Here is a 15,778-nt window from a genome sequence, read left to right on the forward strand (position 1 = left end):
GGGCGGCAACGGGAGCCACCCCCGGCCCCCGCCGATCGGGGCGGTGCCGACCCGCCGGGGCGCTACTCGCCCGCGGGGCCGTCCCCGCCGAAGCCGTCGCCGACCGGCTCCAGGATCGCCACGCACTCGAAGTGATGGGTCATCGGGAACAGGTCGAAGGCCCGCAGCGAGACCGGCCGGTAGCCGCCCTCGCGGAAGAACGCCAGGTCCCGCGCGAGCGCGGCCGGGTCGCAGGCGACGTACGCGATGCGGCGGGCCTCCAGGCCGACCAGGTGCGCGACGGTCTCGCGGCCGGCCCCGGCCCGCGGCGGGTCGAGCACGACGAGGTCGGTGGAGGTGATGCCGGTGCGCGGCAGCAGGGTCTCCACCCGGTCGCACTCGATCCGGACGTTCTCCAGCTCGGCCAGGTTGTGCCGGGCGTCGACCACGGCCTGCTTGGACGACTCGATGCCGAGCACCGCGCCGTCCTCGCCGACCCGGTCGGCGAGCGCGCCGGCGAACAGGCCGACGCCGCAGTACAGGTCGAGCGCCATCTCGCCCCACTGCGGGTCCAGGCCCTCCAGCACCGCGTCGACCAGGGTGTCCGGGGCGAGCGGGTGGATCTGCCAGAAGCCGCCCTCGGAGACCCGCCAGGTGCGCTCGGCGGCACGCTCGCGGACGAAGGTGCGGCCGTGCACCCGGTGGAACAGGCCCTGCTCGTCCACCCGGGAGATGGACACCGGCCGGTCCAGCTCCACCAGCGGCAGCTGGGCGCCGTCCCGCGGGCGGAGGATCACCTGACGGTCCGAGGAGCCGGTCGCGGCGACCGCCTCGACGGAGGCCACCCCGGGCCAGTCGCGCGACTCGACGCCGAGCTCGGCGACGCCCTCGGCCGCGATCAGGCAGCGGTCGATCGGCTGGACGTCGTGCGAGCGGTGCTTGCGCAGCCCGGCCCGCCCGGTCTCCGGGTCGACGGTGTACTGGACGCGGGTGCGCCAGGCGGGCACCTCGCCGGCCGGCAGCTTGCCGCCGACGGGCTCCACCGAGCCGTCCCAGCCGGCCTCGGCGGGGGTGAGGCCGGCGAGCTTGGCGAGCTGCTCGGTCAGCACCTGCGCCTTGAGCTTGCGCTGGCCGCCGGGGGTGACGTGCTGCCAGTCGCAGCCGCCGCACTTGCCGGGCCCGGAGAACGGGCAGGGCGCGGCGATCCGCTCCTTGGCGGGCTCCAGGACCTCCACCGCGTCCGCCCGCAGGAAGCGGGAGGTGGTGGTGCCCTCGGTGATCTCGGCGATCACGCGCTCGCCGGGCAGGGTGTGCCGGACGAACAGCACCCGGCCCTCGTGCCGGGCGACGCAGTGCCCGCCGCCGTGCGCGACCGGGCCGACCTCGACCTCGTACCGCTCGCCGACCAGCGGGTCGCCGGTCGGGGCCTTCGGCTGGGCCTTGGGCCGGTCCTCGGCGGTGCGCAGCGCCTTCGGCGGGCGGACGGTCTGCTTGCGCGGCCGCTGCCCCTTCGCGCCCTTGGCTCCCTTCGGACGGGCCGGCTGCGCCTGTGCGGCGCCGCGGTCCCGGTCGCGCTCCTCGGAGGCGGGGGTGGGCTCGGCTGGCGCCTTGGGCGCGGTCTGGGCGGTGTAGCCCTCGCGGTCGGTGGCGGCCGGCCGGGCGGACCGGTTGCTCCAGCGCGGGTGGGCCACCTGCCCCGGACGGGCGCCGGAGCGGCCGGCCTTGCCGGCGGCGCCGGAACGTCGGGGCGGGTTGTTGCGGGTCACGGCGATCCGTCCTTGCTGCCGGTCTGTGCGGTGTCGGAGGTGTCGAACGCCCGCGCACCCTGGTGCCTGGGCTCGCCGCGCCGGACGGCGCCGGGGGCGGACCAGGCCTTCTGCGGCTTGCGGCGCTCGGAGGACTCCAACTGCCAGGGTACGGACGTCACCATGACGCCGGGCTTGAACAGCAGTCGGCCCTTGAGGCGCAGGGCGCTCTGGTTGTGCAGCAGGTGCTCGTACCAGTGGCCGACGACGTACTCCGGGATGTAGACGGAGACGACGTCGCGCGGGCTGCTGCGGCGCAGGTTCTTGACGTAGTCGAGGACGGGGCCGGTGATCTCGCGGAACGGCGAGTCGAGGACCTTCAGCGGCACCTCGATGCCGCGGGCGTCCCAGTCCTTGCGCAGCGCCTCGGTGTCGGCCGGGTCGACGTTGACGGTGACGGCCTCCAGGGTGTGCGCCCGCGCGAGGCGGGCGTACGCGAGGGCGCGCAACGCGGGCTTGTGCAGCTTGGAGACCAGGACGATGGCGTGCACCCGGGTGGGCGGGGCGACGTCCTCGGGCTCCTCGGCGGCGACCAGCTCGGCGGAGACCCGCTCGTAGTGGCGGCGGATGGCCTTCATCATCACGAACAGCACGACCATGGTCGCGATGGCGATCCAGGCGTGGCTGATCTTGGTGGCGAGGACGACGATCAGCACGGCCATGGTCATCACCAGGCCGAAGGTGTTGATGGCCCGGCTGCGCTGCATGTGCGAGCGCTTCTTCGGGTCGGTCTCGGTGCGCAGCAGGCGCGTCCAGTGCCGGATCATGCCGGACTGGCTCATGTTGAACGAGACGAAGACGCCGACGATGTAGAGCTGGATCAGCCGGGTCGGGTCGGCGTCGAAGGCGATGATGAAGAGGATCGCCACGCCGGCCAGCAGGATGATGCCGTTGGAGAAGGCCAGGCGGTCGCCGCGGGTGTGCAGCTGGCGGGGCAGGTAGCGGTCCTGGGCGAGGATCGAGCCGAGCACCGGGAAGCCGTTGAAGGCGGTGTTGGCGGCGAGCACCAGGATCAGGCCGGTCACGGCGGCGACGAAGTAGAAGCCGGGCGTGAAGTTGGAGAAGACGGCCTCGCTGATCTGCGCCAGCGCGGTCTTCTGATGGTAGTCGGGGCCGGATCCGACGAGCTGCTCGGCCGGGTCCTCGGCCATCTGCACGTGGGTGAGGCGGGCCAGCCAGATGATGCCCATGAACATCACGACGGCGACGGAGGCCATCATCAGCAGGGTGGTGGCGGCGTTCTTGCTCTTCGGCTTGCGGAAGGCCGGGACGCCGTTGGAGATGGCCTCGACACCGGTGAGCGCGGCACAGCCGGAGGAGAAGGCCTTCAGCAGCAGGAAGACCATCGCGAAGCCGGCCAGCGAGTCGTTGCCGGGGGTGGCCTCCAGGTGGAAGCCGGCGCTCTCGGCGTTCATGTCCTGGCCGAGGGCGGAGCGGATCGCACCCCAGGCCACCATGCCCATCACACCGACCATGAAGGCGTAGGTGGGGACGGCGAAGGCACTGCCGGACTCCCGGACGCCGCGCAGGTTCATGCCCATGAGCAGGATGACCACGAGGATCGACAGCGGCAGCTCGTGGCCGCGCAGGGCGGGTACCGCGGAGACCACGTTGGCGACGCCGGAGGTGGTCGACACGGCGACGGTGAGCACGTAGTCGACGAGCAGGGCGCTCGCCACGACCAGACCGGAGTTGGGGCCGTGGTTGACGGTGGCGACCTCGTAGTCGCCGCCGCCGCTGGGGTAGGCGTGCACGTTCTGCCGGTACGAGGCGACCACCGCGAGCATCACGATGGCGACGACGACGCCGATCTGCCAGGAGAAGTGGATCGCGGACGCCCCGGCGATGGACAGCGTGAGGAGGATCTCCTCGGGGGCGTAGGCGACGGAGGACAGCGCGTCCGAGGCGAACACGGGCAGCGCGATCCGCTTGGGCAGGAGCGTCTCCCCCAGCTTGTCGCTGCGGAGCGCTCGCCCGATCAGGATGCGTTTCGGAAGATCGGCAGGCATAGGCACATCAAGGAATCGTAGGGGCTGTCGACAGTTGCTCCGACGACCGGTGCCCCCTCCGTCGAGACTGTGTTCGGTGAACCGGCTAGCGTGTCGGATGAAGACTTTGCGGGCAACACCCTGGTTGCCCGGGGTGCAGAGGTTGAAGGCACCGACGACAATTCACCCCCGAAAGCGGGGTGCGGAAGGATGATGAGCGGTGTTTGCGCAGGTCATGGCCCCAACGGACAGGGTGAGGTAGCGTCCCGTGCACATCGTCATCATGGGTTGCGGACGCGTGGGCTCGGCCCTCGCGAGAGCGCTCGAGAAACAGGGCCATTCGGTGGCCGTGGTGGACCAGGACCCGACCGCCTTCCGCCGGCTCGGCGCCGGTTTCAACGGCCGCCGGGTGACCGGTGTCGGCTTCGACCAGGACACCCTGCGCGAGGCGGGCATCGAGGAGGCGGGCGCGTTCGCCGCCGTCTCCAGCGGTGACAACTCCAACATCATCGCGGCCAGGGTCGCCCGCGAGAACTTCGGCGTCGAGCACGTCGCCGCCCGGATCTACGACCCCCGCCGCGCCGAGGTCTACCAGCGTCTGGGCATCCCGACCGTCGCCACCGTCCGCTGGACGGCCGACCAGATGCTGCGCCGACTGCTGCCGAGCGGCGCCGAGCCGCTCTGGCAGGACCCGAGCGGCCGCATCCAGCTCGCCGAGGTCGCGTACGCGCCGGCCTGGGTCGGGCACAAGCTGAGTGCGCTGGAGGAAGCCGCCGGGGCGCGGGTGGCCTTCCTCACCCGGCTCGGCGAGGGCGTGCTGCCGTCGCCGGGCATGGTCCTCCAGGAGGGCGACCTGGTGCACGTCACCCTGCACCGGACCGAGCTGGACGCGGTCGAGGCCGCGTTCGCGAAGGGCCCCGAGGAGGGTGGTCACTGATGCGAGTCGCCATTGCCGGAGCCGGTGCGGTCGGCCGCTCGATCGCGGGCGAGCTGCTGGAGAACGGCCACGACGTCCTCCTCATCGACAAGAACCCCAACTCGATCTCGGTCGAGCGCGTGCCGATGGCCGAGTGGCTGCTGGCCGACGCCTGCGAGATCACCTCGCTGGACGAGGCGGCCCTGCAGCGCTGCCACGTGGTCATCGCGGCCACCGGCGACGACAAGGTCAACCTGGTCGTCTCGCTGCTCGCGAAGACCGAGTACGGCGTGCCGCGGGTGGTCGCCCGGGTCAACAACCCGAAGAACGAGTGGCTCTTCAACGAGTCCTGGGGCGTGGACGTGGCCGTCTCCACGCCGCGCCTGATGTCGGCGCTGGTCGAGGAGGCCGTCAGCGTCGGCGACCTCGTCCGGCTGATGCGCTTCAGCCAGGGCAACGCCAACCTGGTCGAGCTGACCCTCGCCGCCGACACCGAGCTGGTCGGCACCCGCGTCGCGGACGTGCCCTGGCCGGTCGACACCGCCCTGGTGACGATCATCCGCGAGGGCCGGGTGCTGGTGCCGGGCAAGAACGACACCCTGGAGGCCGGCGACGAGCTGCTGTTCGTGGCCGCCCAGGAGCGCGAGGAGGAGCTGGAGAACCTGCTCTCGGCGGGCTCCGGCGCCCAGTAGCGGCGCGCACTGCACGGAGAAGGGGCCGTACCCGGCGGGTGCGGCCCCTTCTCGTCACTCCGTGTCCGTCTGCACCTTGATCGGCGGCGGCGCCTTCAGCAGGATCTGCCAGGTCACGTACATCGCCAGCAGCATCGGCGGGATGCCGAGCGCGACCTTCAGCCAGCCCAGCAGGTTGACGTTCCCGGTGAAGTACAGCGGGAAGAGGATCAGCGGCTTGATGCCCATGATCAGGACCCAGGCCCAGGTGGCCTTGGTGTACGCGGCGAGCCGGCCCGGGTTCTGGGTGCGCCAGGTGAACATCTCGCCGGTGATCGGGCCGAGCATCACACCGATCAGCGGCCAGCGGACCAGTGCCGAGACGGCCAGCGCCACGCAGTAGCCCACGTTGTAGAGCAGGCCCGGCAGGTAGAAGTTCTCCGCCTTGCCGGTCTTCATCGAGATCCAGGCGCCGATCGCGACACCGAACACGCCGCTGAACGCGTGCTGGATGGTCTCCCGCTTGGCCAGCCGGACCACCACGAACAGCGCGCTCAGGCCGAGCGCCGACCACGCCGCGGTGGCGACGTGGTGGGTCAGGTTGAAGGCGACGATGAAGACCAGACCCGGCAGCGTCATGTCGATCATGCCGCGGATGCCGCCGAAGGCCTTGATCACCGTCTCGGCGGCCTCCTTGGAGGCGGCCTCGTCGTGCGCCGGCGTGCCGGGCTGCGGCTCCGGGTCGTGCGCCACGGCCGGCTCGAACCCGGTGGGCAGGTCGGCTGTGCGGGCGGCGGGCTCGCCGCCGGGAAGGTTGCTCACGCTGATTCGCTCCCGTGTCCGACCGGACGCAGCTCGTAGCGGGGGTTGAACAGCACGCGGCGCCCGCGTGCATGGCTGATCCGGCCGGAGGCGATGAGCCGCCGGCCCGGTTCTATGCCCACGATCGAGCGGCGGCCCAGCCAGACCACGTCCAGCGCGTCGCTGCCGTCGAAGAGTTCGGCCTCCAGGGCCGGCACGCCCGCCCGCGGGCGGAGCGTCACGGTGCGCAGGGTCCCGGCCACGGTGACCACTTCGCGGTCCCCGCAGCTGGCGATCGGGGTGCATCCCGACTCGGCGGTGTCCTGGCGCAGCTCCTCGGCCTCGAGCTCCTCGGTCGAGGAGGTCAGCCGGTTGAGCATGCGCCGGAAACGGCCCTGCGGCTGGTCGCTGCGGATGTCACCACTCATGTCGGAAAGGCTACCGGTTGGGAGGCCCCCGGTGGCAGGGCAGCAGGTCACCGCAGCCCGTCGCGGCCCGCCTGAGGCGCGGACGGCGCGGGCGGCTGCTTCACGCCGCCGCCACGCCCGCGCAACACCCCGCTGGGACCATCGACCGCATGCTCTCCCTGGTCGCCTCCCCCACGTTCGGACGAACCGCGCAGCCGGCCGAGGGCGGCGGCGCCGGCGCCGTGCTGCGCAAGGTCCTGGCGGGCGGTGCGATGACCCGCCCCGCGGTCGGCCGGGCCACCGGCCTCAGCCCGGCCGCCGTCTCCCGGCACACCGCCGACCTCATCGCCCTCGGCCTGCTGCGCGAACTCCCACCACCGGACGGACCGCCCCGGGCCGGCCGCCCCCGGCTGCCGCTGGACATCGACACCCGCCACCACCTCGCCTGCGGCGTGCACATCGGCGTGCCCTGGCTGACCTTCGCCCTGCTCGACCTGCGCGGCCGGGTCGTCGCCCACGAACGCATCCCGCGGCAGGGCGGCGCCGCCGACGTCCTGCGGGCGGTCCGCGGCCACCTGCCCTCCTTCACCGCCCGCCGCGCCGCCGGCAGGTCGCTGCTCGGCGTGGGCGTGGTCACCGGCGGCTGGGTGGACTCCGAGCGCGGCGTCGTCGTCGAGCACGGCCCGCTCGGCTGGCACGACGTCCCCGTCCGCGACCTGCTCTCCGGCGCGACCCGCCTCCCCGTCCACGTCGACGGCCACGCCCGCGCCCTCGCCAGGGCCGAGCTGCTGTTCGGCGCCGGCCGGGACAGCACCGAACTGGTGCAGCTCTTCGTCGGCAACGTCGTCGACGCCGCCATCGCCACCGGCGGCGGCGTCCTCCAGGGCCGGCGCTCCCGCGCCGGGGACATCGGCCACCTCCCGGTGCCCGGCTCCGCCGAGCGGTGCCCCTGCGGCCGGACCGGCTGCCTCCAGGCCACCGTCTCCGACCGCACCCTGGTACGCCGCGCCCACCGGCAGGGCGTCGTCCCGCAGCCCGACCTCGACCTGCTGCTCGCCCGGGCCGCCGCCGGGCACACCGCGGCACTGGAACTCTTCGAGGAACGGCTGCGGCTGGTCGCACCCGCCGCCGCCCTGCTCCTGGACGTCCTCAACCCGGAGGTGCTGGTGGTCAGCGAGGCCGGGACGGCCGTCTCCCCGCACCTCGCGGACGTGCTGCACCGGCAGGTGCTCGCGCACGCCCGGCCGGAGCCGGGGCAGCTGGTCACGGCGGGCTCCTTCGGCCTGGACATCCTGGCCGTCGCGGCCTGCGCCGGCGTCCTCGACAGCGCCTACCGGCGGCCGATGGAACTGCGCACCGCCCGGGCGTCCTGAGCGCCGCGCAGCCGGGGCGCACCGGTGCGAACGGGCGGTCAACGCCGCATTAATTCCGCCGGGCCGGCGAATCGTTGTCCGGCCGCAGGGCGGCCCGGAGGATGGCAGGGACCCCTCTTCCCTCCTCCGAGCCGGAGCCCTCCGCCATGCCCGAGAACGACCGCCAGCTGCACTTCAACCTCTTCCTGATGGGCGTCGGCCACCACGAGGCCGCCTGGCGCCACCCCCGTACGGACCCGGCGCAGGCCGCCGACGTCACGCACTTCCAGAACCTCGCCCGGCAGGCCGAGGCGGCCTCCTTCGACTCGGTGTTCCTCGCCGACGGCGTGGAGGCCCGCTCCGACGGCGGCTGGGGCCTGATCAGCCACTTCGAGCCGTTCACCCTGCTCACCGCGCTGGCCGTGGTGACCGAGCGGATCGGCCTGATCGGCACCGTCTCCACCGGCTTCTCCGAGCCGTACAACCTGGCCCGGCAGTTCGCCTCGCTCGACCACATCAGCCGCGGCCGGGCCGGCTGGAACATCGTCACCTCGGCCGGCGACCGGGCCGCGCAGAACTTCGGGCGCAGCGCCAACCAGGAACACGCCGTGCGCTACGAGCGGGCGGCCGAGTTCCTGGACGTCGTCACCGCGCTCTGGGACAGCTGGGAGGACGGCGCGCTGCTGCTGGACCGCTCCAGCGGCGCCTTCGCCGACCCGGAGCGGGTGCACGAGATCGACCACGCCGGCGCGCACTTCCGCGTCCGCGGCCCGCTGAACATCCCGCGCAGCCCGCAGGGGCACCCGCTGCTGGTGCAGGCCGGGTCCTCCGGCAGCGGGCGCGCCTTCGCCGCCCGGTGGGCCGAGGCGGTGTTCACCGCGCAGCAGACCCTCGCCGAGGGGCAGGCCTTCTACGGCGACCTCAAGCGGCAGGCCGCCGCCGCGGGCCGCGACCCGCGGCAGGTGAAGATCCTGCCCGGGGTGGTGCCGGTGATCGGCTCCTCCGAGGCCGAGGCCCGCCGCCTGGACGAGGAGCTGGACGGCCTGATCAGCCCCGCCCAGGCCGTCTCGGTGCTCTCCGGCGTCCTCGGCGTCGACCTCACCGACCACCCGCTGGACGCCCCGCTGCCGCCGCTGCCGCCGGTCACCGAGATCAACGGCGCCAAGAGCCGCTTCGAGCTGGTGCGCGACCTCGCCGTGCGGGACGGCCTGACGCTCCGGCAGCTGATCGGCCGGCTCGGCGGCGGCCGCGGCCACCAGGTCGTCGTCGGCACGCCCGAGCAGATCGCCGACCACATCGAGACCTGGTTCACCGAGGGCGCCGCGGACGGCTTCAACGTGATGCCGCCGATCCTCCCGGCCGGGCTGACCGACTTCGTCGAGCAGGTGCTGCCGATCCTGCGCAAGCGCGGCCTCTTCCGGGAGGGCTACACCGGCCGCACCCTGCGCGAGCACTACGGGCTGCCGCGGCCGGCCGGCCGCTGGTCGACCGCCGCCTGACGGCACCCGTACCCGCACTCGCATCCGGGGCGCAGCAGTCACCGACTGCTGCACCCCCTCGCACGTCCGGCGGGACGGCTGCGCCTGCGCCACCGCCGTGGGGGACGCCGTGCACGCCGACGGCCGCGCCGAGGGCGGGTGCCCTGCGGCGCGGCCGGTGCGGTGGCCGGGGTACGGCTCAGCCGGTGTAGTGCGCGGCGTCGTCGCCCTCGATGATGTAGCTGGGCTCGCCGCTGATGCCGACCGGCACGTCGCCGGCGACGGTGACGCGGTGCAGGCGGCGCGGCAGGTCGTCGTAGTCGTCCGGCGCGTAGTGCTGGGTCGAGCGGTTGTCGAACAGCACCACGTCGCCCACCGACCAGCGCCAGCGCACCACGTTCTCCGGCCGGGTCACGTACGACTGCAGGGTGCGCAGCAGGTCGAGCGAGGCGCCGCTCGGCAGGCCCAGGATCCGCTCGGCGAACCCGCCGACGAACAGGCCCCGTTCGCCGCTCTCCGGGTGGACCCGGACGACCGGGTGGGCCGTCCGGTAGGTGCGGGAGGTGAAGACCCGGCGGCGCTCGGCCTCCGCGTCGTCCGGCTCCTTGCCCTGCGCGTAGTCGTAGTCGTTGGTGTGCACCGCCCACAGCCGGTCGGCGAACTCCCGCAGCTGCTCCGGCAGGTCGCGGTAGGCGGTCTGGGCGTTGGCGATCAGGGTGTTGCCGCCGTAGGGCGGGACGACCAGGCTGCGCAGCGTGGACGCCTTCGGCGGGGTGCGGACGAAGGTCACGTCGGTGTGCCACTGGTTGGCGCGGCCGCCGTCCTCGCTGTCCACGGCGAGGACGTTGGGCTGCCCGTCGAGCGCGGGCACCGTCGGGTGGGCGGTGGTGAGCGGGCCGAAGTGGGCGGCGAAGCGGGTCTGGCCCTCGTCGTCGAGGTGCTGTCCGCGGAAGAACAGGGCCTTGTGGGCGACCAGCGCGTCGTTGAGCGCGGCGACGGTCTCCTCGCCGAGCGGCTGGGCGAGGTCGAGGCCGGTGATCTCGGCGCCGATGCGGCCGCCGACCTTGTGGAGCTCGAATGCGGTCACGGGAGTGCTCCTTCTCTGGTGGTCCGTAAGGGAGTTCAGGAGGTGATGGGTGCGGTGCCGAGGGCCGGGCCGATGGCGCGGAGTGCGCCCGGTGTGCGGCCGTGGCCCCAGCCGATGCGGGCCCGGTAGCTGCCGAGCAGGCCGGCTCCGGCGAGTTGGTGCTCGTCGTGCGGGCGGTCCTGCGGATGGGTGCGCGGGTCGACGTACAGGGCGTCGACCGGGCAGTTGGCCTCGCACTGGAAGCAGGTCTGGCAGTCGCTCTGCCGGGCGATCACGGGGATGCCGTCCGGGCCGCGGTCGAAGACGTCGGTCGGACAGACCCTGATGCACTTGTCGCAGGCGATGCAACGGGCGGCGGAGACGAGTTCGATCACGGTGGCTCCTTCACGGGGTCTCCTTCTCGCGGGCTCTCACGCGGGCTCCTTCAGGGGGCGGGTCCAGACCTCGTCCAGGCCGCCGGTGGCGATCCGGTGGTGCTGGGCCGGGTCCCGGTCGGGGAAGTCCAGGCGGCGGGCCATGCCGCGGCTCTCGGTGCGGGCGAGCGCCGAGCGGTACATCCAGCGGGCGTTGGCGGCGAGCGCGGCGGCCTGCCGGGCCCGGATCGCGTCCCGGCCCTCGCCGTGCAGGCCGTGGCGCAGCTGCCGCCAGGTGTCGTCGAGCACCCGCAGCGCCCCGGTGAGGGTGTCGCCGTGCCGCAGGTAGTTCTTCTCGTACGGCAGCACCTCGCCCTGTACGGCGGCGATCACCTCGCGGTGGTCGGCGCCGCCCCGGCCGGTCGGCCGCAGCCCCGCTCCGCCGGCGGCCCGCACCGTCCGGGTGCGGGCCCGGCCGCCGAGCCCGAGGGCGTACTGTGCGGCGCCGCGTCCGGCCCAGCTGCCGGAGGACATCGCCCAGGCGGCGTTGTGGCTGCCGCCGCCGGTGAAGCCGCCGCAGATCAGTTCGCGGGTGGCGGCGTCGCCCGCCGCGTACAGGCCGGGCACGGTGGTGCGGCAGTCCTCGCCGGCGATCCGGATGCCGCCGGTGCCGCGGACGGTGCCCTCGGCGAGCAGGGTGACGGCGAACCGCTCGGTGAACGGGTCGATGCCGAGCCGGTCGAAGGTGAGGAAGAAGTTCGGCTGGGCGAGCCGCATCGCCTGCTGTGCCGCCGGGTCGGCCCGGTCGAGGGTGCAGTACACCTTGGCGCCGAGCAGTTCCCGGGCGATCACCGAACGGCCGCCCTGGCTGGCGGCGCCCTCCAGCACGCTGCCGTCCTCCCGGTAGAAGGTGGCGAAGGAGTAGAAGGCGGTCTTGGTGACGGAGGTGTGCTCGGGCGCGATGCCGTACGCGTTGGAGAACTCCATGCCGGAGAGCTCCGCGCCGACCTCGGCCGCGTACAGGGCGCCGTCGCCGGTGTCGGTGTCGGTGCCGAGCGCGCCGCTGAGGAAGGCGCAGCCGCCGGTGGCGAGGACGACGGCGCCGGCCCGCACCCGGTACGGGTGGCCGGCCTGCCGCCGGTGTCCGGCCGCTCCGGCCACCGATCCGTCGGCGGCGGTGAGGAGTTCGGTGACCGGGCTGTGGTCGAGGATGCGCACCCCGGCCCGGCGGGTGCGGATGCGCATCCGCCGCATGTACTCGGGGCCCTGCAGCCCGTTGCGCAGCTGCCGTCCGTCCGGCGCGGTCGGGAAGGGGTAACTCCCCGTCTCCGCAAGCTCGTTGATGTTGGCGTAGGTCCGGTCGAGGACGCGGGCCATCCAGCCGCGGTCGGCGAGGTACCCGCCGAGCCCCTCCCGGCTGGCCATCGCGGCCTCGCGGGCGGCGGGTTCGGGCTGCACGTACCAGACTCCGGTGCCGCCGGCGGCGGTAGCGCCGCTGGTGCCGCAGTAGCCCTTGTCGGCGAGGACGACGTCCGCGCCGGCCCGGGCGGCCTCCAGGGCGGCCCAGGTGGCGGCCGGTCCGCCGCCCACCACCAGGACGTCCGCGGTGAGTTCCTCCGTCGGCGCGCCCATCTCAGCGCCCCACCGGGGCGCGCCAGGCGGTGAACCTGCGCTCCAGGGCGACCAGCAGCTGGTTGAAGGCGACACCGATGACGGAGATGGTGACGATGCCCGCGTACATCTGCGGGATCGCGAAGTTGAACTGCGAGGCGTTGATCAGGTAGCCGAGCCCGGCCTTGGCACCGACCATCTCGGCGGCGACCAGGACGAGGATGGAGACGGCCCCGGCGAGCCGGATGCCGGTGAACACGGTCGGCACGGACGCCGGCAGGATCACCTTCTGGAACAGCCGGAACGGCGAGAGGTTGAGCGACCGGGCCAACCGCAGCAGGGTCGGATCGACGGTGCGGACGGCGCTGATGGTGTTCAGCAGTACGGGCCAGATGCACGCGTACAGCACGATGGAGATCTTGGACGTCTCCCCGATGCCGAGGATCAGCACGAACACCGGCAGCAGCGCGAGCGCGGCCGTGTTGCGGAAGAGCTCCAGCATCGGGCTGAGCAGGTCGGCGATCGGCCGGTACCAGCCGATCAGCAGGCCGAGCGGCACCCCGATCGCCACCGAGAGGCCGAAGCCGCTGAGCGAACGGGTCAGGCTGGCCTGGGTGTTGGTGGCGAGCTGGCCGCTGTCGAGCAGGCCGAACCAGGCGTCCACGACCTCGCTGAACGGCGGCAGGAAGGTCGGGTCGACGAGCTGCAGCCGCGGTGCGGTCTCCCAGACCGCGAGCAGGGCGACGATCGCCACGCTCTTGGTCAGCGCGCTGCTCAGCAGGCGGGGCAGCCGGGACGGGCGGCGCGCTGCCGGGCCGGCCGGCTTCGCCGCGGCGGGGGTCACCGCGGCCGGCGGCCGGGGTTTGGTGAGGACGGGCGGGGCGGACGGACGGACGTCGGTGCTCATACGGCGCTGACCTCTCTCTCCAACTGCTGGGCCCGGCTGACCTCGTCGTGCAGCAGGCTCCAGATCTCGTGCCGGTACCGGGCGAACTCCGGGCTGGAGCGCAGGTCCTGGGCGGCGGTGCGGTCGCCGAGGTCGATCGGGACGACCTGCTTGACCCGCCCGGGACGGGAGGTGAGCACGGCCACCCGCCCGCCGAGGTAGACCGCCTCCTCGATGCCGTGGGTGATGAAGACGACGGTCTTCGCGGTCTGCTGCCAGATCCGCAGCAGCTCGTCCTGCAGCGACTCCCGGGTCTGTGCGTCGAGTGCCGCGAACGGCTCGTCCATCAGCAGCACTTCCGGGTCGTAGGCGAGGCTGCGGGCGATCGCCACCCGCTGCTTCATGCCGCCCGACAGCTCGTGCGGGTGGCGGTCCTCGAAGCCCTGCAGGCCGACCAGGGCGAGGTACTCCCTTGCGCGGGCTGCCCGTTGGCGCCTCGGCACACCGATGGACTCGAGGCCGAACTCGACGTTGCCCTGTGCGGTGCGCCAGGGCAGCAGCGCGTACTGCTGGAAGACGGTGGAGCGGTCCGGCCCTGGCCCGTCGACCGGCTTGCCGTTCAGCAGGATCTCGCCGGAGGTCGGCGCGGTGAGGCCGCCGAGCAGGTCGAGCAGCGTCGACTTGCCGCAGCCGCTCGGCCCGACGAGCACCGCGAACTCACCGGCGGCGATGTCGAGGTCGACCCGGTCGACGGCGGTGAACTCACCGCCGCCGCGGACGCGGAACGCCTTGCTGACGGAACGGAAGGAGATGTCGGCGCTCATCGGTTCAGCTCCTGCTCGGGGAGGGGCTCGGGGTGCCGGCTGCCGCCGCGGAGGCGGTGTAGCCGTTGAACTCGTTGGTGTAGAGGTCGCCCGGCTTCAACTGGCCGGCCTTGATGTCGCCGTGCTCGACCAGCCAGTCGATCCAGAGCTTGAACTCCTCGTCGGTGATCCGGCCGCCGGTCTCCGCGACGCCCGCCGACTTCCAGTACTTCAGTGCGGCGGTGTCCTCGTTGCGGCCGCGCTTCTTGACGATCTCGATGCTGCGGGCGATGACCTCCTCGCGCGGGGTGGTCCTGGTCCACTCGATGGCCTTGGCGACACCCGTGACGAAGGTCCGCGCGGTGTTCGGGTTCTCCTTGAGGAAGCGGTTGGTGACCACGTACGTGCCGGCGCTGAACCGGCCGAGCAGGTCGTAGTCGGTGAACAGCGGGCGGATGCCACCGGAGGCCAGGGCCTTGTCCCGCAGCACGCCGCCCAGCACGCCGACCTCGATCTGCCGCTGGCGCAGGGACTGATCGGTGTTGACCGGCGGCACCACGATCGGCTCGACCTTCGCGATCTCCGCCTTCGAGAGGCCGTTGCGCTGCAGGTAGATGTCGAGGATCGCCTCGCTGTGCGCGCCCAGGGTGTTCATCCCGACCTTCTTGCCGAGCAGGTCCCTGGCCGAGCGGATCGGGCTGTCCTCCCGCACGTAGAAGCCGTTGTACGCGGCCTCGTCGACTCCGTAGTAGCTGATCACCGCCTTCACCGGGGCGCCGGCCGCGATGAGCTTCACGACCGCGCCGTTGAACGCGCCGCCGAAGTCGATCTGGCCGGTCGCCGCCGACTGGATGTCTTGCGGCCCGCTGATCGTGTTGCCGACCCACTCGAGCTTCACATCGCCGAAGTAGCCGAGTTCCTCGGCGAGTTCGGGCAGTGTCACCTGCCCCGCCCAGCCCTGGTATCTGAGCTTCTTCGTCTCGGTCTTGGCACCGGCTGACGCGGTGGCCCGGCCGCATGCGGCAGCGGCGACCCCCACGGCGGCGAGCGCGAGGAACTGGCGGCGGGAGGAGGCAACGGCGGGCATGGTGGAGATCCTTTGCGAGAAGGGCGGCACACCGTGCCCCGGCGACCGGCAGCACGGCGCCACGCCGTCACGGCAGCAGCCGGGGACGGCGTGCGCCGGCCCGTCAGCGGGGAACGGCGACGCAGGGAGAGTGGAGTGAACGCCCACGGCCGGCACGAGGGGCCTGGCGGGCGGGTGCGAGAGGCGAGCTCAGATGCGGCAGGGCGCCGTGAGAGCTCGGGTGAGGACAGCGAGGCGGTGCGCCGTCACGGCGCGGTGCGGGGCTGCCTGTCAGTGGCAGGCAGCACAGATGGCGCTCGCGTGCCGTCGAAGATCGACGTGCAGGCGGCCTACGAGGCTCTCGGCTTGACTCACGCTCTCAGCGTTCCAGCCGGCCGGACCCGGGTCAACGAATGTTCCAGGCTCGCAAGAAACCTGTCGTGCCGCCGACACACACGGGGACGGCCCGGCCGAGCTGGGCCCGGAAATGCGAGAAGCCCCCTCCCGAAGGGGAGGGGGCTTCTCTGAATGATTGTTCGGCGGCGTCCTACTCTCCCACAGGGTCCCCCCTGCAG

Annotated in this window: 15 protein-coding genes; 4 read left to right on the forward strand and 11 right to left on the reverse strand. The window is 72.9% G+C overall.

Going from position 1 to position 15,778, the window contains the following annotated elements:
• Nucleotides 1-62: 62 nt before the first annotated feature.
• Both AB0M03_RS37710 and AB0M03_RS37715 read right to left on the reverse strand, forming a co-directional pair.
• A complete protein-coding gene (locus tag AB0M03_RS37710) occupies nucleotides 63-1,445 on the reverse strand; it encodes a TRAM domain-containing protein (protein ID WP_363500721.1) in 1,383 nt (460 codons plus the stop codon).
• A 296-nt stretch (nucleotides 1,446-1,741) separates the two neighbouring features.
• A complete protein-coding gene (locus AB0M03_RS37715; protein WP_363500680.1) occupies nucleotides 1,742-3,793 on the reverse strand; it encodes an APC family permease in 2,052 nt (683 codons plus the stop codon).
• Between the two features lie 247 nt (nucleotides 3,794-4,040).
• On the opposite strand from AB0M03_RS37715, the gene AB0M03_RS37720 reads away from it, so the two are divergent.
• Together AB0M03_RS37720 and AB0M03_RS37725 are read left to right on the forward strand one after the other, a co-directional pair.
• Nucleotides 4,041-4,709: a TrkA family potassium uptake protein gene (locus AB0M03_RS37720; protein ID WP_363500683.1), complete on the forward strand. Its 669-nt coding sequence runs from the start codon at nucleotides 4,041-4,043 to the stop codon at nucleotides 4,707-4,709.
• On the forward strand, nucleotides 4,709-5,380 hold the full coding sequence (locus AB0M03_RS37725) for a TrkA family potassium uptake protein (RefSeq protein ID WP_363500685.1): 672 nt from the start codon (nucleotides 4,709-4,711) through the stop codon (nucleotides 5,378-5,380). Before AB0M03_RS37720 ends, AB0M03_RS37725 begins: the two co-directional genes overlap by 1 nt.
• Nucleotides 5,381-5,434: 54 nt before the next feature.
• Here the strand turns inward: AB0M03_RS37725 and AB0M03_RS37730 are convergent, their stop codons facing one another.
• Both AB0M03_RS37730 and AB0M03_RS37735 read right to left on the reverse strand, forming a co-directional pair.
• Nucleotides 5,435-6,181: a DUF3159 domain-containing protein gene (locus AB0M03_RS37730; RefSeq protein WP_363500688.1), complete on the reverse strand. Its 747-nt coding sequence runs from the start codon at nucleotides 6,179-6,181 to the stop codon at nucleotides 5,435-5,437.
• Entirely contained in the window at nucleotides 6,178-6,588 is a 411-nt protein-coding gene (locus AB0M03_RS37735; RefSeq protein WP_363500691.1) for an OB-fold nucleic acid binding domain-containing protein, read from the reverse strand. The genes AB0M03_RS37730 and AB0M03_RS37735 overlap by 4 nt, the downstream gene beginning before the upstream one ends.
• A gap of 149 nt (nucleotides 6,589-6,737) precedes the next feature.
• Between AB0M03_RS37735 and AB0M03_RS37740 the strand changes: the two genes are divergently transcribed.
• Nucleotides 6,738-7,940 (forward strand): ROK family protein, encoded by a 1,203-nt coding sequence (locus tag AB0M03_RS37740; protein WP_363500694.1) that lies wholly within the window; start codon nucleotides 6,738-6,740, stop codon nucleotides 7,938-7,940.
• Between the two features lie 146 nt (nucleotides 7,941-8,086).
• Nucleotides 8,087-9,418, forward strand: a complete 1,332-nt coding sequence (locus tag AB0M03_RS37745) for an LLM class flavin-dependent oxidoreductase (RefSeq protein WP_363500697.1) — start codon at nucleotides 8,087-8,089, stop codon at nucleotides 9,416-9,418.
• Between the two features lie 178 nt (nucleotides 9,419-9,596).
• Here AB0M03_RS37745 and AB0M03_RS37750 read toward each other — a convergent pair whose 3' ends face one another.
• The 7 genes from AB0M03_RS37750 to AB0M03_RS37780 form a co-directional block, all read right to left on the reverse strand.
• A complete protein-coding gene (locus AB0M03_RS37750) occupies nucleotides 9,597-10,484 on the reverse strand; it encodes a TauD/TfdA family dioxygenase (protein ID WP_363500700.1) in 888 nt (295 codons plus the stop codon).
• Nucleotides 10,485-10,519: 35 nt separating this feature from the next.
• Nucleotides 10,520-10,858, reverse strand: coding sequence for a ferredoxin family protein (locus AB0M03_RS37755; RefSeq protein ID WP_363500703.1), 339 nt, complete (start codon nucleotides 10,856-10,858; stop codon nucleotides 10,520-10,522).
• Between the two features lie 36 nt (nucleotides 10,859-10,894).
• The gene (locus AB0M03_RS37760) at nucleotides 10,895-12,469 is read right to left on the reverse strand and encodes an FAD-binding protein (RefSeq protein ID WP_363500706.1); all 1,575 of its coding nucleotides are present in this window, start codon (nucleotides 12,467-12,469) and stop codon (nucleotides 10,895-10,897) included.
• Between the two features lies 1 nt (nucleotide 12,470).
• Nucleotides 12,471-13,355, reverse strand: coding sequence for an ABC transporter permease (locus tag AB0M03_RS37765; RefSeq protein WP_363500709.1), 885 nt, complete (start codon nucleotides 13,353-13,355; stop codon nucleotides 12,471-12,473).
• Nucleotides 13,352-14,158, reverse strand: a complete 807-nt coding sequence (locus AB0M03_RS37770) for an ABC transporter ATP-binding protein (RefSeq protein ID WP_363500712.1) — start codon at nucleotides 14,156-14,158, stop codon at nucleotides 13,352-13,354. The genes AB0M03_RS37765 and AB0M03_RS37770 overlap by 4 nt, the downstream gene beginning before the upstream one ends.
• A gap of 4 nt (nucleotides 14,159-14,162) precedes the next feature.
• On the reverse strand, nucleotides 14,163-15,224 hold the full coding sequence (locus tag AB0M03_RS37775; RefSeq protein WP_363500715.1) for an ABC transporter substrate-binding protein: 1,062 nt from the start codon (nucleotides 15,222-15,224) through the stop codon (nucleotides 14,163-14,165).
• Nucleotides 15,225-15,494: 270 nt separating this feature from the next.
• A complete protein-coding gene (locus AB0M03_RS37780) occupies nucleotides 15,495-15,656 on the reverse strand; it encodes a putative leader peptide (protein WP_363500718.1) in 162 nt (53 codons plus the stop codon).
• Nucleotides 15,657-15,778 lie beyond the last annotated feature (122 nt).

Source organism: Kitasatospora sp. NPDC051914 (genome assembly GCF_040680995.1).
In the GTDB taxonomy this organism is placed as follows: domain Bacteria; phylum Actinomycetota; class Actinomycetes; order Streptomycetales; family Streptomycetaceae; genus Kitasatospora.